The organism is Paenibacillus lautus, from assembly GCF_050482385.1.
GTDB lineage: Bacteria > Bacillota > Bacilli > Paenibacillales > Paenibacillaceae > Paenibacillus_AQ > Paenibacillus_AQ lautus_B.
Map to the genome: position 1 here is coordinate 215,628 of NZ_JBCNHV010000015.1, position 25,894 is coordinate 241,521.

Annotated in this window: 20 protein-coding genes and 1 other annotated feature; of the genes, 4 read left to right on the forward strand and 16 right to left on the reverse strand. The window is 48.1% G+C overall.

Going from position 1 to position 25,894, the window contains the following annotated elements:
• Position 1: 1 nt before the first annotated feature.
• From ABEW73_RS19430 to ABEW73_RS19470, 9 genes are all read right to left on the reverse strand, one after another.
• A complete protein-coding gene (locus tag ABEW73_RS19430) occupies positions 2-958 on the reverse strand; it encodes an ABC transporter permease (RefSeq protein WP_430166159.1) in 957 nt (318 codons plus the stop codon).
• A gap of 262 nt (positions 959-1,220) precedes the next feature.
• Positions 1,221-3,338, reverse strand: coding sequence for a helix-turn-helix domain-containing protein (locus tag ABEW73_RS19435; protein ID WP_430166161.1), 2,118 nt, complete (start codon positions 3,336-3,338; stop codon positions 1,221-1,223).
• A gap of 583 nt (positions 3,339-3,921) precedes the next feature.
• The gene (locus ABEW73_RS19440; protein ID WP_430166163.1) at positions 3,922-5,403 is read right to left on the reverse strand and encodes an S-layer homology domain-containing protein; all 1,482 of its coding nucleotides are present in this window, start codon (positions 5,401-5,403) and stop codon (positions 3,922-3,924) included.
• A 131-nt stretch (positions 5,404-5,534) separates the two neighbouring features.
• Positions 5,535-6,230, reverse strand: a complete 696-nt coding sequence (locus ABEW73_RS19445; protein WP_430166165.1) for a response regulator transcription factor — start codon at positions 6,228-6,230, stop codon at positions 5,535-5,537.
• Between the two features lie 3 nt (positions 6,231-6,233).
• Positions 6,234-7,703 carry an ATP-binding protein gene (locus tag ABEW73_RS19450; protein WP_430166166.1) on the reverse strand — a complete coding sequence of 490 codons (1,470 nt, stop codon included), beginning with the start codon at positions 7,701-7,703 and terminating at the stop codon, positions 6,234-6,236.
• Positions 7,704-7,712: 9 nt separating this feature from the next.
• Positions 7,713-8,933 (reverse strand): amidohydrolase, encoded by a 1,221-nt coding sequence (locus ABEW73_RS19455; RefSeq protein ID WP_430166168.1) that lies wholly within the window; start codon positions 8,931-8,933, stop codon positions 7,713-7,715.
• A 173-nt stretch (positions 8,934-9,106) separates the two neighbouring features.
• Entirely contained in the window at positions 9,107-9,868 is a 762-nt protein-coding gene (locus ABEW73_RS19460) for a class I SAM-dependent methyltransferase (RefSeq protein ID WP_430166170.1), read from the reverse strand.
• 27 nt (positions 9,869-9,895) lie between these two features.
• The gene (locus ABEW73_RS19465) at positions 9,896-10,492 is read right to left on the reverse strand and encodes a hypothetical protein (RefSeq protein ID WP_430166171.1); all 597 of its coding nucleotides are present in this window, start codon (positions 10,490-10,492) and stop codon (positions 9,896-9,898) included.
• 121 nt (positions 10,493-10,613) lie between these two features.
• Positions 10,614-11,588 carry a phosphotransferase enzyme family protein gene (locus ABEW73_RS19470; protein WP_430166173.1) on the reverse strand — a complete coding sequence of 325 codons (975 nt, stop codon included), beginning with the start codon at positions 11,586-11,588 and terminating at the stop codon, positions 10,614-10,616.
• A 175-nt stretch (positions 11,589-11,763) separates the two neighbouring features.
• On the opposite strand from ABEW73_RS19470, the gene ABEW73_RS19475 reads away from it, so the two are divergent.
• A complete protein-coding gene (locus ABEW73_RS19475) occupies positions 11,764-12,549 on the forward strand; it encodes a M15 family metallopeptidase (protein ID WP_430166175.1) in 786 nt (261 codons plus the stop codon).
• A 195-nt stretch (positions 12,550-12,744) separates the two neighbouring features.
• On the forward strand, positions 12,745-14,208 hold the full coding sequence (locus ABEW73_RS19480) for a 4-hydroxyphenylacetate 3-hydroxylase family protein (RefSeq protein ID WP_430166176.1): 1,464 nt from the start codon (positions 12,745-12,747) through the stop codon (positions 14,206-14,208).
• Between the two features lie 91 nt (positions 14,209-14,299).
• Here ABEW73_RS19480 and ABEW73_RS19485 read toward each other — a convergent pair whose 3' ends face one another.
• Together ABEW73_RS19485 and ABEW73_RS19490 are read right to left on the reverse strand one after the other, a co-directional pair.
• The gene (locus tag ABEW73_RS19485) at positions 14,300-16,384 is read right to left on the reverse strand and encodes a DUF5054 domain-containing protein (protein ID WP_430166177.1); all 2,085 of its coding nucleotides are present in this window, start codon (positions 16,382-16,384) and stop codon (positions 14,300-14,302) included.
• A gap of 205 nt (positions 16,385-16,589) precedes the next feature.
• Positions 16,590-18,149: a HEAT repeat domain-containing protein gene (locus ABEW73_RS19490; protein WP_430166178.1), complete on the reverse strand. Its 1,560-nt coding sequence runs from the start codon at positions 18,147-18,149 to the stop codon at positions 16,590-16,592.
• A gap of 148 nt (positions 18,150-18,297) precedes the next feature.
• On the opposite strand from ABEW73_RS19490, the gene ABEW73_RS19495 reads away from it, so the two are divergent.
• Both ABEW73_RS19495 and ABEW73_RS19500 read left to right on the forward strand, forming a co-directional pair.
• Entirely contained in the window at positions 18,298-19,170 is an 873-nt protein-coding gene (locus tag ABEW73_RS19495) for a helix-turn-helix domain-containing protein (RefSeq protein ID WP_430166180.1), read from the forward strand.
• Positions 19,171-19,303: 133 nt separating this feature from the next.
• A complete protein-coding gene (locus ABEW73_RS19500; protein WP_430166181.1) occupies positions 19,304-20,173 on the forward strand; it encodes a serine/threonine protein kinase in 870 nt (289 codons plus the stop codon).
• A gap of 386 nt (positions 20,174-20,559) precedes the next feature.
• Here the strand turns inward: ABEW73_RS19500 and aac(2')-IIb are convergent, their stop codons facing one another.
• From aac(2')-IIb to ABEW73_RS19525, 5 genes are all read right to left on the reverse strand, one after another.
• Positions 20,560-21,282: a kasugamycin N-acetyltransferase AAC(2')-IIb gene (aac(2')-IIb, locus tag ABEW73_RS19505; protein ID WP_430166183.1), complete on the reverse strand. Its 723-nt coding sequence runs from the start codon at positions 21,280-21,282 to the stop codon at positions 20,560-20,562.
• A gap of 174 nt (positions 21,283-21,456) precedes the next feature.
• The gene (nhaC, locus tag ABEW73_RS19510; RefSeq protein ID WP_430166184.1) at positions 21,457-22,833 is read right to left on the reverse strand and encodes a Na+/H+ antiporter NhaC; all 1,377 of its coding nucleotides are present in this window, start codon (positions 22,831-22,833) and stop codon (positions 21,457-21,459) included.
• A 233-nt stretch (positions 22,834-23,066) separates the two neighbouring features.
• Positions 23,067-24,152 carry an aspartate-semialdehyde dehydrogenase gene (asd, locus tag ABEW73_RS19515; RefSeq protein WP_430166186.1) on the reverse strand — a complete coding sequence of 362 codons (1,086 nt, stop codon included), beginning with the start codon at positions 24,150-24,152 and terminating at the stop codon, positions 23,067-23,069.
• A gap of 195 nt (positions 24,153-24,347) precedes the next feature.
• Positions 24,348-24,612, reverse strand: a binding site (T-box leader).
• Positions 24,613-24,684: 72 nt separating this feature from the next.
• A complete protein-coding gene (locus ABEW73_RS19520; RefSeq protein WP_430166188.1) occupies positions 24,685-25,044 on the reverse strand; it encodes a hypothetical protein in 360 nt (119 codons plus the stop codon).
• A gap of 137 nt (positions 25,045-25,181) precedes the next feature.
• Positions 25,182-25,841 carry a phosphatase PAP2 family protein gene (locus ABEW73_RS19525; RefSeq protein ID WP_430166189.1) on the reverse strand — a complete coding sequence of 220 codons (660 nt, stop codon included), beginning with the start codon at positions 25,839-25,841 and terminating at the stop codon, positions 25,182-25,184.
• Positions 25,842-25,894 lie beyond the last annotated feature (53 nt).

Below are 25,894 nucleotides of genomic sequence, written 5' to 3' on the forward strand. Positions count from 1 at the left end.
CTTACCAAATGCTGTTATTAGTTATTCGTTTAGCCAATCCGTTCACGGTCAGCAGCAGAATGAGGTTGATCACGGAATTGAACAGGCCGACCGCGGTTGCGAAGCTGTAGTTCGCATTCAGCAGTCCGATCCGATAGACATAGGTTGCAATGATCTCGGAGTTCACCTGATTCAGCGGATTTTGCAGCAGATAGACCTTCTCGAATCCAAGCGCCATCACGTTGCCGACATTCAGAATCAAGATGATGACGATGGTCGGCACAATGCCGGGCAGATCCACATGGCGAATCTTTTGGAAGCGGGAGGCGCCGTCCACCTTCGCAGCTTCATACAGGGTCGGATCAATGCCGGCCAATGCCGCCAAATAGATCACCGCGCTGTAACCTGCCGTCTGCCAAATATCGGACCATACGTAAATCGAACGAAACATCCCGGGATCTCCGAGAAAGTTCACGGACTCCAGTCCGAAAAAATTCAAAGCCACGTTGGCAAAGCCCAGCCGCGGAGCCAGAAACAGCATGATGATCGACACCATGACCACCGTGGATATAAAATACGGCGCAAAGGATACCAACTGGACGAATTTTTTGAATCGACCGCCCCGGATCTCGTTAATCATTAATGCTAGCACGATCGGAATCGGAAACCCGGCTAAGATGAGATAACCGCTGAGAATAATCGTGTTTTTGACGAGCGTCCAAAATAACGGATTTTCGAAGAACAGCTCGAAGTGCTTGAAGCCCACCCAGGGACTGCCCCATATACCCTTGATGACGTTGTAGTCTTTGAAAGCGAGGACGGCATTCAGCATCGGATAATACTTAAAGATCAAGAAAAACAGCAGCGGAGGAATCACAAGCAGATACAGCTGCCAATGTTTCCTCAAGCTTTTCCGCGCAGCATGCCAATAGCCGGCGCTGGTGTCGGTATGGATAACAGGCTCCGACTCGATTACCAATTGCTTCTCCAGAATAATCCCCCCTAATGTAATGACAACCGATGTGTCGGCATTGAATTGATAGCGTTTTCTTTATGTGTCGATCATAGGGGAGAATTCCACTCCTTGAACAGGTACACTTCGGTCGTTTGGCGTACAAAAAACCGCTTTTCCATAGGCCATCCTGTCTCGATAGGGTCCAAATCCCGCGTATTTACGGTTTTCTCTAGCCCAAACAGCCGCATCGTCCTAAACGACAATGCGGCTTGTCAGGATCAACCTACTACATGACCTCATGAGACTGTCGGTAAGCGCTCGGTGATATGCCGATGAGGCGCTTGAATGCCCTGCGAAACGAATGGGAGCTGTTGTAGCCCACCTGAGCAGCTATATCGTCGACCGTATGGCTGGTTTCTGTAAGCAGAATGGCTGCCCGCTCCATTCGCACCTTGATCAGATGATCGGAATAGTTGACTCCGGTCACTTCCTTGAACAATTGAGAGATGTATTTTTCCGGTCGTTCCACATGCTCGGCCACTCGATACAACGTTAAATCCGAATTGGTATACATATTTGCCGTGTATTCATAAATTTGCTTGATCAGTTTGGCATGCGAATCCTTCTTTTTATTGGAAATATAGCTGCACAGCTCTCCCATGATCACGTGGATTTCGTTTCGAATGGATTCCAGCGGCTCGGTAAAGCCGATATCGATAATGCGTCTCTTTATGCTTTCAAACCATTCCGACTCCGCAAAAATTTTCTGATCCATTAATTTAAGGAACGTTCCTTTGATTTCTCCGACCAGCTGGTGTTTCATCTCAACGGATAGCTCTCGCTGACTGAGATTCTGATCGATAATCGAGCCCATGATCTTCTCGGCTTCTTCCAGCTCTCCTGCACGTACCGTGCTGATCAAACGCTGCTCGGTGTCCAGCGGGTAGTAATACGTTGTGTTAACGATTCTGGCTTCGTGGTACCACACAGTCTCTTTTTGATTCATGTAGATCGCATATTCAAGCGCCTGCTTGGCCTGGTCAAAGGACTGCCCCACCTCTGCGACAGAATCGAACGGATCACCGAAACCGGCTTGGAGGAACATTTTATATTCATGCAGAACCTGCTTCGTCAGCGTTTCGATCAACCCCGTAATTCGAAGTTCTTCATCCGACCCAGGCTCCCGTTCCTCGTCGGTAAAAAACAAAACCACCATTTTGTCCGAACCCAGATCCGTCATGGGCAGCGACCCGGCGATCTCAGAAAAAGCCTGCTTCATAAGAAGCCGGGCCGCGTTAAGCTCGTTAAGGATCTCCACGCTGTCCATTCCGGCATATCCTTTGATCTGCAGGATGCCGACATAACCCTTTCCGTTATGCAAGGCAATATCGGCCTGCTCGGCAGCAGAAGCAATTTCGTCCCTAGATTCAAACTCGCCCGCAATCAGCCGTTTCAGAAAAGCATCCCGGACAAACGGCAGCTGACGCGTAAGCTCGTTTTCCAGCTGTTTGTTTTTGCTGATCATATTGGCAATATTCCCGCTTAGAAAGTCAAATTCATTGCGCTCCGTTAGCTCATCTCTGCCGAACTGCTCTTTCATGATGCTAATCATGCGATGGATCGGCACACTGTTCCGATGAGCCAAATACAACCCGAACAGCAGCCCGACGATCATGGCGCCCCCGGTAATGAACCAGGACGCTTGTTTAATTTGATCGGCATTCTCCATTAAGGCGCTCCGGGGGATGCCGGCCTGATAGACCCAACCGCTCTTATCCGAGTGCGTGGTGATCACAAGATCGTTCTTGTAGAACTGGCTGGTTTTGTTCTGATCGAATGCCGGATCGTTTATGATTTGGCTCACATCGGATTCCATGTTTCCTTGAAGAGCAAGGGTATTCCCTTTCCCGTCGTGGATGTGGACCCAGCCGCCGTAATTGTCGGTTAACCCCGAGAACAACCCGGCAATCGTCTGTTCATCAATCACAACCACCACGGTGGCCGGGGACGAATCGTTGAAGCTGTCCAGCGGGAGCGACTGCATGTACGTGATCACCGAGGTTTCGTTGTCCCTATCCGAAAAGAAAGAGAGCGGTTTGATTTCGCTGCGGTGGGTTTTCACCAGGATCTGTTGTTTCCATTCCTCGAACGTGAGATCACCATAATGAAAAAACTCGTAATAATGCTCCGGTCGAAAGGAGGAGCCTGACGTTACGATCAAGTCGTAATTCGCCAAATAGATGTAGTAATGCTGAAGAAAATCGTTGGTTTGACCGAAGGTCAGCACATTGCGCATCGTTCGCCATATGCCATAAACATCCCTTTGGGCAAGATGGTCGCTTAGCAGCACGTTAAGCTCTTGATTGATCGCCAGCTGCCGCGTCATCCCCTCCACTTCCGCCATCCTGTGTTCCAGCAGCTCCTGGCTTTTCTCGAGCTGAATGATGCTATTCTCAATCGAAATGGATTGCGTTACGGAGATGGAGGTTAAGTAGGATATGTATCCCCCGAGGGTGGGAATTAGCAAGATGGCAATATAGGAGATGAGAAAGCTGCGAAAAACCTTCGAATGCTTAAGAATAAATATCCCCCCTTACGTGATAGCGTTTTCAAAAAATAACGACTCAAGTTCTCCCGCCAACTAATAAATTTGATCATAATGGATGTTTGCGGCGCATGGGTAGGTACTTCTGCGTATGGAAGGGTACATTTTTCCATATCGGACCTGCATGCAGCCAAATGACGGAAAGTAACTCCATATTAGGGTAATCGGCGAGATTGGTAAATATCCGATTGTTAAGGTTCATGATGCTTTATGACAAAAACGGTAAATACCTTCCTCCAGCCTGAAGAATCCAGGTATCATCCGAAGCAGCTAGAATTTTAATCTTTTTACATCATTTCCATGGTCTGTATGAGTGAGTGATCCATAAAAAAAAGGACGAGCTAAGCTCATCCTTTAAAGGTTGTGTATTCACTTCTAATTCTCAATCCATTGTCAGAACCGCCGTTGTTTCGCCTGCCCATTCGCCAACCGGTTGAATTGTATATGTCGTACCTGGTTTCAGTTTAGCCTCCTGCGCAAGATCAAACACGCCAGCAGCACCTTTGCGGCTTGAATATTTATAGGTCGCTATGTGCTTGTTGCCGTCTGCGTCGGTCAATTCAACACTCCGGCCAGAGAAGAGCTCGTCTCCAGGATCCTCGGACAAGGTAATGGCAATGGAGCTGTCGCTGATTGCCTCGGCTCCGATGATATCCAGCGGTTCGAAACTTCCCGCAACGAAAGAAGGTTTCGCAATCTGTGCCCAATCCGAGGTAACGGTATAGGTAACACCCGGCTTCAGTGTCTGGCCTTCAGGTAAACGGAATTTCGGCTCTTGGTTGCCATCCGTGGACTGGGTGAAGGGTACGTATTTTGCCACGATAGCTTGTCCGCCTGCAGGCGTAATCGTCACTTCTCTGGCTTGACCAGAGGATATGATCTGATAGACTTTTCCATCGGCGCTATTGTTCTCATCCAATACGAATGCATTGGCTCCGCGGCCTCCGCTATAAGCGGAAATAACATAACCATAGTCAACGACACCATTCTCTTTAAGTGCCTCCAGCTCAAAAGTATCCTGAGCGACTTGTCTAGCCTCTGTCATGTCCAACTTCGTGCTATTACCTGTAAATGTGCCTGCTGTTTTCCCTTTATAGGTAAGCGTATAGGATGTACCCTGTTTTTGAACGGAGGTTGGGACGATATAAGTGGAAATTGAGCCCGTCTTCAAGCGCGGCATGTTAGTGAGTTCAAGCCCGTTGTTAAATTTAAAATCTTCTTTGGCTTGGGCAAACGCCTCATTGTCTGCCGTCAAGGGAGCATCAAAGGTGACGATCAAGGTGATGGCATTCAGTGCGCGGACACTTGTGATTTTGGCTTTTTCTGACGGAATTGCCTCATGGGCAAAGCTTATTAAGTAGGCAGCTTGACCACGTGTGATATGGCCTACCTCAGAATAAAAACGCTTCGCCCATTCATCCACGGACTTCACATCTCGTTTCAGAGCCTTAGATACCATTTGTACCAGGTCGGCGTGGGTAACGATTCCCCGTGGATCAAAACGTCCCTCCGGTGCCTGCATAATATCTTGTGCTACCAACTCAGCTGCGTACCGTCCATACCACGCGTTTGAATTCACATCCGTGAAACTTGGCTTTGTATCTCCTTTGCCTTCAAGTCCAAACGCAAGCACAAGCATTTTTGCCAGCTCTGCCCGCGTAATGGGACTGGTTATCCCCATCGTGCCATCCTGGTAACCCTGCATCACGCGAAGCTGGGACAGCACTTGAGTGGCTTGCTCTATATCCTGGGCAACGAGCGGGGCTCCCGCAGCCTCGGTCTGCAGTACATGAAACGGAAGCGAAGCCGTTCCCAGGGCAGCCGCCACCATCATGGCCGCCAGTTTATTAGAATATGTTTTCATTTGTAAACCCTCCCTAATTCGATGAGTATGAACATCGATCGTCATATCTCCATGATAGAAGAGAGTCCTAAACTCCCAAGAAAGCCGGGATTAAGCGTTTCGAAAACTTTTATTAACAAATTATAAATTGTTTAGACCGAAAAGCGATAGCCAGCCCCCCATACCGTTTCAATATACTGCGGATTGGATGGATCCAGCTCCATCTTTTCGCGCAGCTTACGGACATGGACGGTTACGGTTGCAATATCCCCGCTGGAATCCATGCCCCAAATCCGTTCAAACAGCTCCGTTTTGTTAAACACCCGGTTTGGATGAGTTGCCAGAAATTCAAGCAAGTTAAACTCCCGGGTCGTAAACGTGACTTCCTGATTGCGAACGAACACCCTTCGCGCCGATTTGTCGATGACCAAGCCGCGAATATGAATTTCTGAGCTTGGACTTGGGCTTTGCTTGCCCATAAGCCTCTCATATCTCATCAGATGGGCCTTGGCTCTTGCGACTAATTCGCTCGGGCTGAATGGCTTGGTAATGTAATCGTCGGCACCGAGATTAAAGGCACGGATTTTATCGATCTCTTCATTCTTGGCAGAAACGATCAGAATAGGAACCTCCTTGTTCTTCCTGATATGACTGCATAATTCATAGCCATTCATTCCGGGAAGCTGCAGGTCGACAATGATAAGACTGTAGTCCTCGTTAAGGGCAAGCTTCAGCCCCTCATTGCCTGTATGGCATAGATCTACCAGAAAACCGTTCAACTCAAAATAATCCCGCTCCAACTGAGCGATCGTCGTCTCGTCTTCAATAATGAGAATGCGTGTGGTCATGGATTACACTGCCTCCTTCGTCGCTCGTTTGAGGGTAAAATACAGGCTGGTGCCTATGCCGGGCTCGCTTTCCGCCCAGATCGTCCCCCCGTGTCCCTCGATGATCTGGCTGGCAATTGCAAGCCCCAGACCGCTGCCGCCCGTTGAAGAATTGCGGGATGGCTCCGCACGATAAAACCTTTCGAATATATAAGGGATCACTTCCGGCTCGATGCCCATCCCATTATCCCGTATTTCAACCGTTACCCATGCCGGAGAAAGCTGCGTGGAGACCCATATGGTTTTGTGCTGCTTGTCCATGAAGTTTTGAGCATTCCCGATGATATTGAGCACCGTTCGCTTTAATTTTTCCAGATCGGCAATGACCTCGACAGACTGACCGGTACGCTCCTTCCACTCCAGCCGTATTCCCTTTTCCTGCAAAACATAGCGCTGCTCATCGATGCAATCGTCTATAAAACCGATGATATCGACATGCTCTAACATGAAAGGAACCTGCTTTAAATCTAGCTTGGAATAAAGAAACAACTCATCCACAAGTTTATCCAGATCGATGGTTTTGGTGTAGATAATGTTCACGTATTTATCCATTTTCTCCGGCGTATCCGCAACGCCGTCGCGTATACCTTCGATATACCCTTTAATATTCGTTATAGGTGTGCGCAAATCATGAGAGATATTGGAGATCAGTTCTTTCCGGTTCTCTTCGTCCTGAAGCCGGAGTTGAATCGATTCATGCAGACGCTTCCGCATATTCTCAAACGTCTCGTTCAGCTGGCCGATTTCGTCCTTGGAATGCAATTCCAGAGAAAACTGGAGATTTCCCTCCTTGATGTGTTCCGCCGATTTTCGAAGCAAATCAAGCGGTTTGACCACGCTGCGCGTAATCCAGCGATATAACAATACATTTGCAACCACAACGATGCCAACGAGACTCAAGACAAGAATGGGCAGCAGCTTGCGCGTGACTTCACCGAAAGGACTTCGCTCTCGAATCACATACACACTGCCTCTGGCACCGTCCGAATACCGAAAATCATATTTGGCATAAGCATAAAACCGTTCACCGATGTTAAGGGTATTCCGAATCTGATGGTTGTTCAGGTCATATGGAGGCAGACTCGCTTCCAATTCAGGCTGGTTCATCGTATTGGACTCAAAGACCTGGTCGTTTTCCCTGCGGACATACAGGCCCGCTCGTACGGTTCTAAGCTTAAAATCATATTCCGTCAGCAGCTCTTTGTTCTGCAGCTCATCCGGTTCGTTCTTGGCAAGATATTTTAATTCGAGGAAAATAGACTCCTCTTGTTCCGTAAGCGGGTTAATCTGATAATGCACTTTATAAAAATCCCGAATACCGTGAATATCGCCTGTGGCCGCAATGGTGAACAAACTCGCAGTCAACACAAAGACCAGCAAGCTAATGACCAGCATACCGGTATAGGACAGCAGCAATTTAATCCGGATGGACATAAAATTCGCCTAAAGCGAACCGGAAACGATGTTCCCCTGAAACATCGTCGCCACGCGTTTGGATCTTCTCGCAACGGCTTCAGCGGAACAAGAAGCTTCAACAAATACCATGCTGGCGACATCTCCAACCTGCGGCCATACCTGCTCCCCATCATGATTAAGCGGTGTGGTGCCACCGGTAATATATTGGAGCGTTTGCGCTAACGCGCGTTCATCCACCCATCCGGATATTTCCGCCAATCGGCCGGCACGCTCCAGTACATCCCCATTTCCGAAGGGCGACCACACATCAAAAATGTTGTCGCATCCGACGAAAACTTCTACACCGCGCTCGTTCAGCAAGCCAACCGGCGGAAACTTGCGGCCAATCGGCACACTCGTAATAATCGCGACCCCCGCATCAGCGAGCAAGTCCCCCATTTCTTGCGTTTGGGATGGCGGAATATCACCCAGTCCGAAGGCATGGCTAATCGCCACCTTGCCTTGCAGTCCCGCTTCAATGGTTAACTGAGCTAATCGCTTCATGGTAAAGATCCCCAGTTGGTTGGCATCGTGCAGATGCAGGTCGATGCCCGCATTGGCTTCAACTGCGAGCTCTACCAGTTCCTGTAAAGATGCTTCGATATCGCCATCCACCGTAGCCGGGTCAACGCCGCCGACCAGGTTTGCTCCATTGCGAAGAGCTTGTCTGACCCATTCCTTTGCCCTGGAGCGCAGCAAACCATGCTGTGGAAAAGCAACGATCTCATAAGATAACTTTCCTTCAAATGAACGTAATGCTTGTTGAACCGCTTCTAAATGGTCTAATCCCACTTCCGGATAGATATCCACATGCGTACGCACATGCGTCACGCCGGACTCCAGGTAAATATCAAGCAGCCGCTCGGCACGGTCTTGCGTCAAGGTATCCAGCGAAGGAAGCGTCGCTTTCTCGATCGCCAAACGCTCGAAAATATTGGAAACCGGCGTAACGGAGCGCCATCGGTCACCAAGCAGTGTTTTATCCAAATGGCAGTGCTTCTCGATAAAGGATGGCAGAAGCAATAAGCCCTTCACGTCGTGCTGCGGCCATTGGTCTGTTAGGGTTGTAGTCGAAGCTACGATCTTCGCGATTTTTCCATCTTCTATGAATATGTGGCGAATCTCCGTCTTTGTTCCCCTAATTACGCCATCTTGAACTTCATAACCGCTCTCTAACCGGGCATTTGTCAACCAAAATCCTGAACTCATATCCACCATTCCTCTCTCCACTTACTAGATATACGAACATGCTATCACAGGAAAAATGATATGGATAATATCAAAAAAATAGGATTTACTTATGTTTTACATATACATAAAAAAAGAAAAGCCACCCGATAGGATGACTCTTCTTAATGAACCCCTTGGAAATAGACAGGATGTTAAAGCTTTATGGCCCTTGTCGCAATGAAACTGTTCGCATAACGATCCAACAATTTCTGGCCTCCGAACGAATCCTCGTATAACCCGGCAATCAAAAAACCGGATTGGATCTGACCTTGAATTTGCTGCTCCAGCGTATGTCCGAATTCCAAAGCGACCCCGCTTCTCACGATCTCTTCTTCCGACGCATAATCCAGTTCCGAATATGGAAGCGTGTGCTTCACCTGAAGCGTACCACGCTCTTCCAGTTCCCAGTCGAATAAATAAAAAAACGGGTTCATAAAGCCGCTAATCATAACGCCACCAGGCTTCAGCACGCGGTATGTCTCCTGCCAGACCGGTTGAATATCAGGCACATAAAGGTTAGATACCGGATGAACGATCAACTCAAAGCTCTCCGAATCAAACATGCTTAAATCCGTCATTGAACCAAGAACCGTCCGAATGGACAATCCATCCCGCTTAGCAACAAAGCGATCCTGATCCAATTGAGATTCGGAGAAATCCAACACGGTTACATTCGCTCCCGCAGCAGCCAAAATGGGTCCCTGCTGCCCTCCCCCAGAAGCTAGGCAGAGCACATTCTTTCCGCTTAGTTCAGGAAACCATTCTTTGGGCACAGGCTTGGTTGAGGTGACAATAATAGACCAATCGCCCATCCTGGCATTCTGGATTTCTTCGCTGCTTACAGGAACAGTCCACTGATTTTGCTGTTTTACTTTAAGCTCCCAATTGTCTTGGTTATGCTTGATAATCTCCATATGTAAATCTCCTATTAATCATTGGATTTATTCTTTATTCCTGGACCTTTGGTCCAGCCAGGCCTGAAACTGCTCCGGTGTTCTTATGTTTTCTTCCAGAACCGCTGTATAAATATCGAAACTTCGCACAGTCTTGCCATATTCATCACGGCTCGCCCAATCATTTTTGATTTGCAAAATAGCTTCCCGGCGATCCTGAGTCAGCTGTTCAGGCATCGTGACGATATGTTTCAAGTCGGGTTGTCTCTCCGGTTCATCCACGAACCAAATGTCCATTTTCCACTCCTGCCCTCGCTGAGACTTATACTTTAGACCAATGTATAATCCATCGGGATAAGCGGGATCCGTATTATAAACACCGGTGTCGTTTATGAACTTCAACTCCCGTACACCAGCATGCAGCATGAGTTCCGATGCGATTTGTGCAATTAATTGCTGATTCAGTCGTGAACATTTTACCGTCATATCCAGGTCTCTCCATACCATCAATCCGAGGGCTGAACTGCCAACTCGCACGGGTTCGCCTGCTTGACTTAACAATTCGTAAAGTCGAAGTTCATCAGCCACCTCAGAAGCTTCATCCTGAAGAGCTTTTTGTTGCAGTAGAAGTTTGCTTTCCGCCATTTGGTTTCCCCTCTAATCCTTATGTTATGTATCTCATATCGTATCACCCGATCATTGTGCATACCAAGGGATTGAATGCTTATAATGAACTTTCACGGATACCGTCTAATTCGTCATCGAACTATACGGAATAAAATATGCGTTCACCCGACAAATACGGCTTACAGTAATCGGCGCACAGCTTCGGCATTCTTTCACGCATCCATGCATGCACGGATTCATTCTCCATTTGAAAGACATAGTATCCGATAATGGCCAGCAGCATGAAGCCTTCTAACCGAACAAGCCTATCTTGTCCCGTATGATCATTGCCATAATACCCTCTCAGGAATAGATTCCGAAGCTCCGAGGGAACCATCATGGCACCCATTGCAACATCCGTGTAATTATAACCTGGTCCGAAAAAACCGAAATCGATAAAACTCAGTTCTCCATCTGAAGTCATGATGATATTCCCCAAGCTTAAATCACCGTGAATGAGCCCCCAGGCTTCTTCGTTCCCACGATCCGCAAGCCGCGAGTTAACCAACGATATCGTGTCTTCAATGACGGAAACATCGGAGGAAGTAAACAACGCTGTCGCTAACCCTTGCTTTATAACCTCGATCATATATTGATTGTAGGAAATCCCCTGACTCGGGCGCTTATCCAGACCCTCTGGCATGTACTGACCATAGAATCGGTGCAGCTCTGAAACTCGAGCCCCCAGCTTCTCGACCACGACCGGGTCGCTTACATCATCCTTATGCAAGTCTCTTCCTTCCAGCCAGGTAAGCACGGAGCTATTCCAACGCTTCCCCTCATGTTCGATGATTGTAATCAGCTCGCCTTCCCGATTCCGCAGCGGCCTTTGGACAAGCAGTTGATCCCATCCTGACAAATGCTCCAGCATTTGCAGTTCACCCTGCAGGCCGTCATAGGTATGCTGCTGACCTGCCATGCCGTCTTTTACCGGTTGATGAATGCGCAGCAGATATGTACTTCCGTCAGGGTCTCTCACCTTATAGGTTCGATTTTCATTATGGCGAATAAACGTAATCTCGGGTTCCCGGATGCCATATTCCTTCAATAATTCTTGCAGCTGTTCATTTTGCATGTGAAACTTCTCCTTATGTAGAAATTCCTACCTATTTTATATCACTATAATCTATTTTTGGGTTATTATCAGATTCGATCTATTCTATTTTGTTTACAATTCAGAAACAAGTTAGAGATTCTACCGATATAACTCTCTTATATACTGAGAGATAGCTAACGAGGAGGGACTTCAAATGCGCAAAAAAATCGTCAAATCTATCATACCTACGGTCATCATCGGGTCCGTTGTCACAAGCCTAGCCTTATCCAGTTTTCTAAGCAGCACCGGCGTTGGCAAAGTAGAAGCTGCCGCGGCAGCTTCTTCCAGCTTATCATTTACGAAGTTTTTGGAAAACAACGCTCCTAACCGAACTTTACAAACGGTTCGTGGTTTAAATACGGTCACCAATCTATCAAGCACCGTTGTACTTGTCAACAAGCAAAGAAATCTACCATCGAGTTATGTTCCGCAAGACTTGGTTGTTCCCCATATTCCGTTCAGTTTCTCAGGACCTAGTCCTAAAAAACAGATGAAAAAAGTAGCGGCATCTGCGCTGGAAAAATTGTTTGCGGCAGCCAAGAAAGACGGGATCGATCTCAAAGCCGTATCGGGCTACCGGTCCTATGCCACCCAAAAAGCCATATTCGAACGCAACGCCCGTAATAAGGGCGAGGCGGTCGCTAACAAAACGAGCGCGCGTCCGGGACAAAGCGAGCATCAGACCGGACTGAGCATGGATATATCCAGCGCTTCCGTAGGATATGCGTTGGAGCAAAGCTTCGGAAATACCAAGGAAGGCAAATGGCTGAAAGCCAATGCACCGAAATACGGATTTATCATTCGTTACGGAAAAGGCAAGGAGAAATTAACCGGCTATTCTTATGAGCCTTGGCATGTTCGTTATGTTGGTGTCTATATTGCGGGAGAAATCACGAGACAAAACCTCACGCTTGAGCAATATCTGGGCCAATCCCAATAATCGAAATATCAAGAAACGGACCATAACGGGTCCGTTTTTTTGCTTGCTGTCTCTTCCTGGCTCAAGCTTTTGAGGTACATTCGCATATTTTATCCCGTTTCCAACGGACAACGTACTCCGTATGGACTAAGCACGTACATTAACACTAGTAGACAGGTTTGTTAGCATACGATTTTCGAAAATGGGGTGAGCAATGTGCCTATTAAATCGGGGAAGCAGTATATCGAACGGATTGACCGACGGAATATTAACATTTGGTATAAAGGAGAGCCTATCAAGGGACCTTTATCCGAACACCCTGCATTCCAAGGTCTTATTCAGACCCAAGCCGATCTTTACGATATGCAGTGTGAAGCATGTTATATCGAACAGATGACTTACCCCTCGCCCGATACGGGAGATCAGGTAGGCTTGTCTTTTCTCCCACCCAAGAACGCAGAGGATTTGCAGAAACGCAGAATGATGATGGAGTTGTGGGCGAACAGGCATCATGGCTTTTTAGGGCGTTCACCCGATTATATGAACACCGCGATCATGTCCTTATATACCGCTGCCAATATTTTGGAGGAACATCATCCGAGATATGCGGAAAATCTCAGGAACTATTATAAGTACTGTCGTGACCATGATATTACATTATCTCACGCCTTCATCCAGCCCTATGCATGTAAAATGTCCGGTCAGCAAGATGCTGCTGAAGACACTATCGCAGCTAAAGTCGTAGAGATTAACGATGATGGAATGATCATAAGCGGGGCATTCCTGATGGCAACACAAGGAGCTACTTGCGAAGAAATGCTGGTATTCCCGACACCTTCGCCAACGATGTCCCAGGATGTGAATCCTTCTGCGTTTGCATTTGCGGTTCCCAACGATTCACCGGGCATGACTTTTATATGCCGTGAAAGCTACGGTGCCACTTCTTCCTATGATTATCCCCTCAGCGCAAGATACGAAGAGATGGATACACTTGTCGTCTTCGACCGCGTGCTTGTCCCCCATGACCGGTTCTTTTACTATGGGGACGAGACTTACGCCGGGCGTTTATTCGGCGAGAGTCACTTTCATACGCATATCGCCCACCAAATGGTCACCCGTTTCATCGTTAAAACCGAATTCATGCTCGGCTTGCTGGAATCCTTGGCAGATGAACAGAACGTTGGACTCGAGCCCCATATGGTCTCGAATGTTTCAAAAATGATTACATTTCTCGAGACGTTCAAAGCATTAAGATTGGCTTCCGAGCAGGGCGCCAGCCAGGATCAATTCGGATATCTCGTTCCTGCTGCCAGTCCTCTTCTCGCATCCAGCATGCTCTTCCCCAAATTCTATCCCGAGATGGTCGAGATGATACAGTTACTGGGCTCCAGCAGCCTGATTATGATCCCTTCTGAACTGGATTTTCATTCGAAATCAGGCCCTTACCTTAATCAATATTTAAAAGGATCCACGACGGAAGCTTGGGATCGTATCGCATTGTTCAGGCTTGCATGGGAGCTTGGTGCAAGCTCGTTCGGTGGCCGGCAAACCCAGTTTGAACGTTTCTTCTTCGGAAATGCGCAGACGGCAGCCTATCGGATGTATAACCATTTTGAGCAGCATGAGCAGCTTCGTAACAGGATTCACGATTTTATTAATAAAAACAATTCCTCTTCATAACTTGACCGGCGGATGATCGTGCATATATAAAAAGATGCGAGTTATAAACTCACATCTTTCCGTTTTGTTTTTCACGATGGGCACAATTAGCTCACGAATGAGAGTGCAGTTTCAATCTGAACCGATATTTCATATCGTCTTCGAACCACATCATAAAGTTCGTCCCCCACACGTTATTGTGCAGATTGAAATGGAATCCACCGGTCAATGAAGCATAGGAGTTGTCGAATTGCAGCAAACGCGGTTCCCCAGGGCACACAAGCGGCGCGTCCAAGGTTTCAATGATGACCGTTCCGTCCGCCCCCTCATAATATAGGCCGGAATCGACACCATGCATATTCCGGTTACCGTCCTTCACGACGAATAACGGAGATATACGCTGTCCCAGCTTATCCATCATCCATGCGTTGGGGTTATCCACAAGGGGCGCAAACGAGAACCAGCTTGCTTCCGGAAGACGACAGGCTGGTTTGCCCTTCCAGCTTAGACTTACCTCTATGACGTGCTCATTCGCAAGAAAGGTATAGATTACGTTCAATCGGCGCGGAGCCCCATACTGCTTACTGAGAATCTCCGGCAGCTTCAATTCCACTGTTACGATATCATAATCGGCGCACCTCTCCAGGTGCATCGTCCGCAAGGATGCCGTATACCGCCGATGTTCCGGCCGCGGTTTGACATATTCGATTCCCGGCTTGCCGAAATCGTTGTCCGCCCAGCCGTGATGAATATCCAGATTGGTCACGTATTCTTTAAAGAAGCGATCATAGTTTTCTTTGCTGAAGGTTTCATACCTATAAGTGCCCAGTCTCTGATGTTCGTCCGCCCATGCCTTCCCGGATCGATCCATTAATCGGTTTATCGAGCCGTCGTCAGCGAAACTTACCTGAAACTGACCTAATTCGTAAAGCTCGTTTGTTTCGATCGGTTGTTTGTACTGCATCGGCTCCGAGCCTGGGAGGGTATGATGCCGACTCGTCCGATCCAGCTCCATTCGCGCTTCAGCTGCCAACTCCTTCGGCAGCGACTGAACGGCCTCCTCAAGATAATCCCGCTGCTCCTGCCAAGAGCTCTCGTAATGACTGTACGACCGAGTACCATTCGCCTGCTGGCATAGGTAATCGAATTTCCTCCGTTGATTGTCTTCAACGACATCCCGCGCTCTTGCAGCGGCTAGATCGCCCGTGGAATAATTAACGAAATCGACGAGATAGACGGAATTGTTCAGCCCCCATGTATGCTCGGGGATCAACATCAGACGGTTACAAAATCGAGCGTACGCATCACTGTCCTTGTCCAATTGACCGGATTCGATCCAGCGATCCCGGAGCCTTAGCAATTCCCGGTAACGGGCGATTTTCCAAGGATCGGAGGCAATACCGTGTATCCACGAATCCCCGATTTCTTCGCTCACGACAGGCAATCGGTCCTTTATGGTTTGAAGCCGCCGGGCAAATGCATCAAGTGTCGAGGCCATGATTTCCGCCCCTGGATAATCCCGCTCCAACTGTTCAAATAAAACACGGATCTCCTCCATCGTGGATGGACCATGGTTATCATGGGTATGGGCAAAATACAAGGCATCTTCCAACCCTTCCATCTGAAACGGTTTACCGTAACTATCCGCATAATGAACGATGATCTCCGAGCCATCGGAAGCCCGCCATACAAACATCTCCGGCACCTTGGGATTTTTGGATACCATATTAACGCCCAAATGCAAATATTGAATGCCGTGTTCAACCAGCAAGGGTACCATTGCAAGGGTATGACCCGGAACATCCTTCATTTTAGCGGCAATCGTGGTTTTTCCATACTTTTTGTCCAAGCCATTGGAAATGGAAATTCCGAATTCGAATAGCCGGGCATCCATGATTTCCGTATGCGTCGTAAACGGCAGCCCATGCCAAACGATCCGTCCCTCCGCAATGGCCTTTTCCATACGCGCCCGCATGTCAGGAGCAGCGGCTCCCAAAAACTCATGAATTAACCATGAGCCGGTCGTCCATACGAATTTTACGTTCCCCTCTTCGTTAGCCAGCTGCTCGGACAATTCCAAAGCCCGGGGTATAAAATGCTCCATATAACGCTCGATTACGTTCTTTCCGATATCGGTAAACCCGATGTCCAGATGGGTCTTGAACACGACATGAACTCTTTTGATTGATGTTCCCATGCATGACTGCTCCTTTCAACAATAAACGGCTAACGCCGAACTTTGAGCCTCATTTTACTAGAGCGCATCGCACAAGTCTTTGCATGAAAGGGTCATGCTTTTGCAAAAAAAGGACACCTGCTCGTGAATCACATCGAAGTCTAGACATATACAAAGACCTCTCGTTCCCATCAGGAATAAGAGGTCTTCGGACCGCATGCAGATATCAGAAAGTGCTCGCCTTCGTTGTGTCCGGACACCATCTGGCCGGTCGATAATATCGAATCAGGACATCCATCGCCTCGGGGGTCCGCAAATGGGTAAGCGTTTCGAAGGCATACGCCCTTACATATCGATCCTTGCTGTGCAGCGCTTGCTCAAGCGAATGGATCACGATGGGAACATCCGTGGCTTTGGCGGTGCGAAGCAGCGACAGGGCAGCAGTATATCCCATTTTATTTAGGATATAGCTCTGCTGGCTGAAGTCCGTTTCATCGGTTTCCGCGGTTCCACTTCCCTCTTGCAGAAGCGACTGTTTCAATACGTTTGCCAAGGCCTGACACACATCGCCTGCCTCGCTCCCCATCATACCCAGCGCTTCGATTGCATTTCGGCGAACCCAATCGCTCGGGTCCTGCAAGCACGCTTTCAAGGCAGACACCGCCTCATGCGACGACGGGACGATCATGCCGAGTACGAATACGGCAAGCGCCCTGCGCTTCTCGTTTGCGTGTTCCAGCAGCGCTAGCAGTCCTGGAACGGCTCCAGCGCCGGCACCTTGCAGTCCGTAAGCCGCTCGCTGCGCGATCTGCGTTGTTCCTTCGGACATACGGCGAACCAACTCACCGATCCCTGCTGAACCTAATCGACCGAGCGCATAACAGGCATTCAAGGCTACCGGTTCGCTGTCATTCAACAGACGCCCCAGTTCAGGTGCCAATGAAGCGGCCGACTCGCCTAACAATCCTGCTTGATCCGCCGCCCTGGCGCGAGCGAACTCGTCTTCGGACTTAAGGGCTTCTGCCAGTTGCTCTACTTGGGCTTGGTCTCCCGATGTAACGGGCATCTCCTGACCCGGTTCGCCACGCATCCAGTTCCATATGTCCCTCCATAGATTCAAATGCATGTAAGGTGTTCCGCCCGTGAGGCTCATTTCTTTCTCGTGATGATTCCAACTCGGCGATTCCGGCGCGCGCAGTCGAACGAATTGAAACTTTAACATGTATCGATCCATATCAGACACATTCAGCGAAGCTTTATGCCATAAATCAAAATGAACCAGAACCATTGTTCCGGCTTTGCCGGTCGGCAGCAGCGTCTTGCCTTGATCGCCTACAAACTTCTCGTAATATGCGGTACCGGGCATGATGGCGGTCGGTCCCATTTCCTCGGTGATATCCTGCATGTAATAAAATATCATCGCCCACCAGGGCCGATGGCTGCGCATGCTGGACCAGTAACCGTCTTTGTGCCACTGCCCACCCCCCGGCAGTTGATTTCCAGGCTGATTGTAATGGCAGTGCCGATGTGGATGCATATAGTAATCCGGCCCAAGTATACTCGTCAGAGCCCCCTTAACGACCGGCGTTTCGAAGAACTGCTGGATCTCGGGCACACGGGGCAGGATGTTATTGCCAGGATTTCCTTCTCCGTGCAATACAACATTAATTTTATCCCTGACCGCAGCATGAAGCTGATCCGGCAATTCGTTGTGAAGCACCACATACCCCTTCGTAATAAATTGAATTATTTGTTCATCCGTCAATAGGCATTGACGATCCAACATCTTTAGTTCCCTCCTCATGCATGAAATGAATTCAGTGCTAGTATAGCAATGGTGACGATCGCTGTATTTACATAAACGTCAGGCTTTTGTACAATCGTCATGCGAATATTTATTGAATCTTATCTTATAAGGATGTGGAATTATATACGTGGATTTTGCCGTCTTCCATCCCTATGTGCTTTATGCGACACGGTATCCCTTTTCCAAAGGTCAAAGCAATAACAACCGGCACTGCTATTCGTCATCGCTTTATCTAATTACCGAGGGTAAAGGCATCATTCGCACCAGAGGCCGCACATACCATACCAACCCGGGTTCCCTTGTATATATACCGGCAGGGCAGCCGCATGATTGGATAGCGGACAGCCAGGATCCCATGGTACATGTCTGCTGTTATTTCGACTGGGCCCATGTGGACCGCCGGGCTTTGGCCGATTATCCCAGCGTGATCTGTTATGACATTGCCCAGCTGATTCCTTCCTATGTAGGCCCTTCTTTTCCCTATGACATACCCGAGCTCATGAGAGTTGAGAAGATCAACGTATGGAGCGACCTGTTTGAAAAATTCTACACCGGGAATCAGTTCGAGAATGAGCATACCTATATGCGCAGCGTAAGGACACAAAGCCGGTTCCTGCAATTCATCGAGTATTTTCTTGCATTCGCATTGCAGGATGAGGCTATTCCCGATCATAGAATGAACAAGCTGCTGGAGCGACTGGATCAGGATATCCTGCATGGCAAGCTGCGTCCATTGGAGTCGTATTACGAGGAACTTCGGATCAGCAGAGGTTATTTTTTCGAATTGTTCAGAAGATCGACGGGCTTGCCGCCGACCCAATACATTAACCAGTTCCGCATCAATCGGGCCAAGGAGGATTTGCGCAATACGAACATCAGCATCACGGAGATCGCCGAAAAGCACGGCTTCTCTTCCATCCATTATTTTTCGAAGCTGTTCCGGCAACTTAACGGCTTATCGCCGCTAGATTATAGGAAAGATCGAGTGGATGTCGATTGACTAGAGGAGGTGCATTCAAATCCGATCGAATATACCGACTATTCGTATAGTCCTATCAAAAAGCTTATAATGTACGATAACAAGGGATGATGCTTAGATATATTAGAAGGACCAAAAGGAGATTGGAATCGATATGCGTTTTTTTTCATACCTAAGCTCCTTTATAAACAATTGGCGGGATTACCCGGCTGAAGAAAATACGGTGCTGGGGAATCGTTATACCGTTCAACAGATGATTGGGGAAGGAAGTTACGGCATCCTGTATAAATGCATGGATCAACAGAGCGGCGATGTGGTGGCGGTCAAACAATCAAGACCCAGCAAAGGCGATTATGGCAGACAATTGCTGGATCGGGAGGCAGCGGTATTAAGTTCCCTTCAGCATTCACAAATCCCGGCATATCGGGATTTCTTCACGAATAACCGCGATCGTTATCTGGTCATGTCTTATATGAACGGTGATACGCTTGAAGATTTGATATTTGAACAGGACATGAAATACGAAGAAGACGAATGCATCGAGATCACGCTGCAGCTTCTGAAGCTGGTCCGATACATACACGAGCAAGGCTATGTACATCTTGATCTGCGGATTCCGAACGTCCTGTTTAAGGATGGCAGGATCAATCTTATTGATTTTGGACTAGCGAGAAGGATCGGTGAACCCCCTCCGCTCCAAGTACCTGTACGAAAAAAGTTCAAGCGAAACAGCTTGGCGTCCTCTGTTCATTACAAGGACTCCAAGGAAAGCGAGGATCTTCGGGACATCGGTCACTTTATGTTGTTCATGCTCTATTCCACCTACGAGCCGGATTACGACCGGAGCACAGCCGTGGAGCGAAGCTGGCAGGAAGAACTGCCTCTCTCGATTGGACTGCAGAATATGATCAAACGCTTGCTGCAATGGAGCGAACCTTACTCAAGTTCCTTGGAGTTCCTGCACGAACTGCAGTCGCTCGCTAAAACAAGAAACCACCCCTCAGATAAGAAGGGCAGCCTTTAATTTGAATATGGGGTTTCATTTATGTTACGATCCGATTAAATTTATATGGAAAGATTACGAGCAAGAAAGGAGGATGTTTTGCATGTTAAGAAAGATCATGAACAAGCTTCTCCACTCTACATCCCATAGTCATGGCCGAAAGCGTTACAGCAGTTCCTCGAAGAATTATGGAAGAAAATACAGCAGCAGTCATGGCTATTCGCGTCGTAAAGGTTCCTCATCCGATTTAAGACATAGACATGGTAACCAAGGTCATGGCTATTATAAGAACAGAAGAGGCAGCTCGAGCTAATCATTAACATAATCATGGTGCACTTCATCCCTCAAATTTTTTGAGGGATTTCTTTATGGCTTCCTCTAGCAAGGGGGTCACGCTGCCCGGCATCTCATCGGATTGCGAAATTAACCCCGTAATAGGACAATGCTAATTTACTTGCCACTCTCCGGGAAGAATTATTCTCCCATAACGTGCTGTACAACGGTAGCGCGCCCATCTTACGTACCTCGATGGCCCATCCCGCAACAACGGCAGCCGCATAACCTCTTCCGCGAAATTCCTCTAACGTCTCAAGTCCGGCTTCATGTGCTCCTTCAGTAATCCGAACGCTGCGGCAAACCGACACCACCCTGTTCTCATGAATGAGCGCAACATAAGGCTGACCATAATCGATTTCCGTGATCAGCCATTCAAAACCGGTGAGCGAATATTCGTTTATATTTTCTTGGGTGATCCTTACCGTCTGTTTGGCCGGTGTTGTTTGGTCAGGTATCCGATAACAGGGTCCGCTCGTATAGTGCTCCGTACGAAGAAGATTCATATAAGCGGCAACATGTTTAGGCTTCGACTGAACCTCATCGTTTACAATCGGCTCATCTTCAACCAACGCTTTCAATTGCCCGGCAATTCTTTCGGGAACATCATAACGAAACCTGCAGATCGCGGAACCGTCTATCGTTCGACCCAGGAAAAACCTGGGAGCAGGTTCCTCTCCCGGCCAAGGCTCGTTGATGCTGCGAATTCGCATATCCCGGTCATGCGTAAACATCGCCTGAACATGCAATTCCATCAGCGCCGTGGCGGTTGGCGCTTTATTTACCCCATGATTCATGCTTATATCCCTCCCTCAAAAAAATGAATCTACGATGTTGGCTCGCATATCACTTTCCATCGTATCAGATAAATCGAAGAACAGGTTGGGTATGAATCGCTTTAATCAAAAAGACCCTGACTCCCCTATCCGGGAGGCAAGGTCTAGCACGTGATCTATGTTTATGGGTAATCCTCATATCTTCCTGCCAAGCGAGTTCCGCTGCAATCGCGGTATTAAGGCATATGCAAACGTGAAGAGCGGGCTTAACCACAGGAAAACTGCATACGGCGCATACTCAATGACCGGTACGCCAAGCGTAGCTGCGAAAAAGGCACCGCTAACCCCCCATGGAATCAATGGGTTAACAAGCGTACCGCAATCCTCCAATGTACGGGACAACGTCTTCGCCGGAATATCTCGGCGGACATATTCCTCCTTGAACATTTGACCAGGCAATAGGATCGATAAATATTGCTCGCCCGTCATGCCGTTAACCGCAATCGAGGACGCCCCCGTCATCAGGACAATGCTGCTTTTCCGCTTCAGCGGCTGCATGACTTTACGGAAGAAGGCTTCAATGACGCCGCAATGCTGAAGCAGCCCCCCTAAGGATAACGCGATCAAGATTAACGATACGGACCCCATCATCGATTGCAATCCACCGCGGTTGACAATGGAAGCAACGGTTTCGTTGGCGATCGCGCTCTTGTAACCGCTCTGCATGACACTGAACCAAACTTCGACTGCCGTCTGCTGCTGTATAAAGGCCGTTACGATGAGTCCGGTAACAATGCCCACGATCAGCGTCGGGAGAATCGGAATCCGTTTAATTGAGCAAGCAATGACCGCAAGCGGCGATATCAACGTGAGCCAATGAATATGGAATCCGTCATTCAGAGCAGCCTTGATTTGATTTATCGAGGTTAAATCCAGGGTATTCGCCGTTGGTGCAAGCAGGAATAAGACCGTTGTCACGATTAGTGCCGGCACCGTGGTGTAGATCATGTTGCCTATGTGGGTGAACAAGGGTATACCGGCAACCGCCGGAGCAAAGTTCGTTGTGTCGGACAGCGGCGACATTTTATCGCCGAAGCAAGCGCCGCAGATCACCGCTCCTGCTGCCAGAGCCGGAGAAATCCCGGTCGTTACAGCGATTCCCATGAAAGCAACGCCAACCGTACTGACTGTCGTGAAGGAGCTTCCGGTAAACATTGAAACCACTATGGTCACGTATAAAGCGCTCACGGCAAAATAATGCGGTTCAATATAATCCATTCCATAGTATAAAATGGTCGGGACGGTGCCACTCATCATCCATACTGCAATTAGAATGCCGATGAGCGAAAGGATGAGAATCGGCATAATCGCCGTTTGAATGCCTTGAATGATCGCGGATTCGAGCTGCTTCCAAGAAAATCCGAACAACCGCAGCAAGGCGGCGATACCCACGGTCGTTGCCAGGAGCGGAATATGCGGCTCTGCCTTAAGAAGAAAGATGGAGACAAACAGAACTGCCAGTATAAACGCGATAAGAATGATGCTTTTTGAGAAACTGAGATGTCGTTCCATGGTGCTAAGACTCCTTATACATGGTCGTGACGGGAGCTCCTTCCCGTCCGCTTGTTTTATAACGATGAACTTTTTCGCTTTTATGCTTTTCGGCTTCTTTGCTTCTTTGCATTGAAGCGCGAATTACACTATATACGATAAATACGAACTTCGTCAATGTACGAACCATGAACAATGCACACAAAAAGGCGACTGCATCAAGCAGTCGCCTTTGTCTTAAACGAGTATAGTTATTATTTCGCTTGAATGTAACCTTCGGCTTTCAACAGTTCGGCAATCAGAACGGCACCGCCTGCCGCGCCGCGCAGCGTATTATGCGAGAGTCCTACGAATTTGTAATCGTAGAGGGAATCCTCGCGCAGTCTGCCCACCGACACGCCCATGCCGCGTTCGATATCACGGTCCAGCTTCGTCTGCGGCCGATTCTCTTCTTCGAAATACGTAATGAACTGCTTCGGCGCACTTGGAAGATTCAGCTCTTGCGGTCTTCCCTTAAACTTCTGCCAGCGGTCCAGGATTTCATCCTTCGAAGGTTTGTTCTCGAATGATGCAAACACGGTGGCTAAGTGGCCATCGGTTACGGGAACTCGAATGCATTGCGTCGTAATCAATGGCGATTGGGCTTTCACGATCTCACCGCTCACGACGCTGCCCCAAATGCGCAGCGGCTCCTGCTCGCTCTTCTCTTCCTCCCCGCCGATATACGGTATCACATTGTCCAGCATATCCGGCCAATCGGTGAAGTTCTTACCGGCACCGGAAATCGCCTGATAGGTGGAGGCAACAACTTGGGTGGGTTTGTAGTCAAGCAAAGCGTGAAGCGCCGGTACATAACTCTGAATGGAGCAATTCGGCTTCACCGCGATGAACCCTGTTGTCGTTCCCAGACGTTTGCGCTGTGCGGCAATCACGTCAATATGACCGGGATTAATTTCCGGAATGACCATCGGAACGTCAGGCGTCCAGCGATGAGCGGAATTATTGGAAATGACGGGCGTACCCGTTTTGGCATAAGCTTCTTCCAATGCCTGTATCTCATTCTTCTTCATATCAACCGCGCAAAAAACAAAATCAACCTCTGCTGCTACCTGTTCCACTTGCGAAGCATCCTGCACGATAATGCCTTTCACCTGCTCGGGGATTGGCGTCGCAAGCTTCCAGCGGCCCTGAACGGATTCTTCATACGTTTTGCCGGCTGAATTTCTGCTGGCTGAAATGGAAGTGACTTCAAACCATGGATGCCCATCCAGCAATTGCATAAAACGTTGACCGACCATACCCGTTCCACCGACAATACCGACTTTAAGTTTTTCTGACATTCGTTACTCATATCCTTTCAATCGTGGCGTCATGTTCCCCATACATCGACTCTGATCAACCGTACGGACAAAAGCATGCAGTAAATGAGCTTCCTCTAGATAACTATTCAATCCGGCGCGATTCGTGTAGGCTTCCTACCTTGAACCTTCATCTTTCTTGTGATATAAAAAAATCCCACCCCCAAGACCATAAGTCTTAGGGACGAGATTGTTATACTCGCGGTACCACCCCAAATTTGCCAATATGTCACCATATTCGCCTCATCGAGTACGGCATTACACGGTAATGCGGATACTCTAGCTCTGTAACAGGAGCTCCTGGCACACCATCCTCCTCTACATGAGGGTTCCGTGTGCTGCTCTGAGTCTTTTTTCAATAAAGAACGCTTTGCCCCTTTTCAGCTACCGGAGCTCTCTGTACAAGAATTCGTTTATTTACTCGTCTCTTCATCGCATTTGTTATGATTATTATATATAAAACCATTTCGGTGGTAAACCTTATTTATTAAATTTTCGGAAAACTCGGCTGATTTCATGAGCTGTTACTCCAATCGATACCTGTCGGAACCAATTTATGGCTGAAGTCGCAGTGCTTCCAGTTCATTTCCCGGTGTATCGCCATTTCCATTCTCGTTCTTAATAATATGTATTGATTCAACAACGGGTGATCGTATCCTAAAACATGTTGGATCCGGCCAGTCATGGAATCATCTTTATACTCGTTGCTCCATTGGAACAACTGCGTGTAGAGATCGGAGAACAGCTCCTTATTCGTCACAGCAAAGCAGAGGGGTTGAAGATTATCACTCAGCTTCACTTGCATCAAATCATGCAGCACCTGCAGCCTGTGAACGATCAACGACACAAGCAACTTTGGATAATTACCAATCATATGCGGTTATGCACTCCACCATATAGTCCATCATGAGGTCCAAATTCTCTGATGAGCTTTTCAGTGTTACGAATCATTCTTATGATCGGTTCGTACATAATGCTTCAAGCTAAACGGCTATCGTTCCATCCGGACTTTCATTGCTCCCACATATTCTCCCCGCGGACGATAACTCCCTTATTTTTAGCCCGGAGTGCTGAAGATAATCTTCCTACCCCAAACCACAGAATCTCAACTAAAGCGATGGCACCAACCACGTCCAGCAGAACATGCTGTTTCACGAATAGCGTGGAAACAATGATCGACCAAGCAAAGATATGCACGACAACCCGATCTTTATTGGTAAAACCTGCACTAGCTGCTGCCCCTTTTATCATCAAGTAACTGGTCAGGACATGGATGCTTGGGAAACAGTTGTAGGGATTGTCGGTACTGTACACCAGGTTTACCAACCAATCAAGAACCCCTGTGCCCATAAGTGGCGGCCGCTCTACCGTCGTCTGGAACAAGAAAAAGATAATGTAACATGCAATTAGTCCAATGCACTGGGTCAACAGTGTTCGATAATACACATTGCGATCTCTGGCACAGAACAAAAACAGCATGATAATGATAAAAGGGTACCATACCAGATAAGGTATAATGAATATCGGTACAAACGGAATCACGGTGTCAAGATCCGTCACTAAGCTTTTTACTGGCGTATGTGCATGGTTCAAGACACCATAAAAAATGTTGAGCACAGGAATGGCCAGGATCCATAGCAGTGGGAGATATGTCCTCCATTTTAAGTTCATTGGCTTCCTCCCTTCTTCGACTCTTCAGTCTCTTTAAATATATGAAACAACAA